Here is an 852-nt window from a genome sequence, read left to right as displayed (position 1 = left end):
TGGGATGTGCCAATAGTGCGCTCAATATGAGCAGAAGGGAAACGCTTTTTCAGGGTGCTAAAACGAATCGGAACATCGGAAGCCAAATAGATGTGAACATGTTTCGTTTTTGTTTCCAGCCCGATCTCATAAGCGAAGCAGAAATAAAGAAGTGAATTGAAGGTAAACACTTTCTGCTTAATGATTTCGGGGGTCATGCTATATTGATCCGGGTTGTTGATGGTCAACTGCCACTTTCGCCCCTGTTGATTATTGTTATTTGCCATACGTGTTTAAAGTCCCCCTTGTGGGTGGTTCTGGGTTGTTTGGTTGTTGCTGGTTAAATGGGAACTAGCAGTAGTTTTGCTACTGCTACATAAGTCACCAAGGGTAATACTAGCCTTGGCGACCCTGGGCGCTTCGCACCCAGGCACCGGGGGCTTTTGCCGGCCTTTTGGCTTCGCCACCGGCCAGCAAGCCCCCAGTGATGACGGATCAGTTCAGAGCCTCTTGAATGGCCCGCTCCATCTTATTCATATCCTGAATGGGTAGAGTGTGAACCCGCATGAGCGAATCTGGCGAACCGTTCACCAGCACATGGCCCATGCCGGGATAAGGGCAGGCCCCCAGTTTGCTTTTGTCCAGTGAGAACATGTCGCAGGTTTCTTTGGAAAGTTCCCCCAGCAGCATGATAAGACCGAGATTGTCACGGGCACCGGCTGTCCATGTGCTGGCATCCGCACGCTGCACACCAGAAAGGGTGTACATATTTTGGGCACGGGACAGCATATAGATTGTGCTCAACCGGGAACGGAATAGATCAGCGTTTTTCTTGTCCAGATATGTAACAAGAGCGGCCAGTTCGTCAATGTA

Annotated in this window: 1 protein-coding gene and 1 pseudogene; both read right to left on the bottom strand. The window is 50.0% G+C overall.

The features are described 5' to 3' along the window. Window positions 1–266: pseudogene (locus B5F28_RS14355) on the bottom strand (viral replication protein); the annotation flags it as partial. Between the two features lie 208 nt (window positions 267–474). After that, window positions 475–852 (bottom strand): hypothetical protein (locus B5F28_RS14825; RefSeq protein WP_158097615.1); only part of this gene is annotated, 378 nt, incomplete at its 5' end.

It is taken from the genome of Gemmiger sp. An194, from assembly GCF_002160145.1.
GTDB lineage: Bacteria > Bacillota > Clostridia > Oscillospirales > Ruminococcaceae > Allofournierella.
Note: the sequence above shows the minus strand (reverse complement) of the source record. Positions and strands in the feature narration are given on the sequence as shown.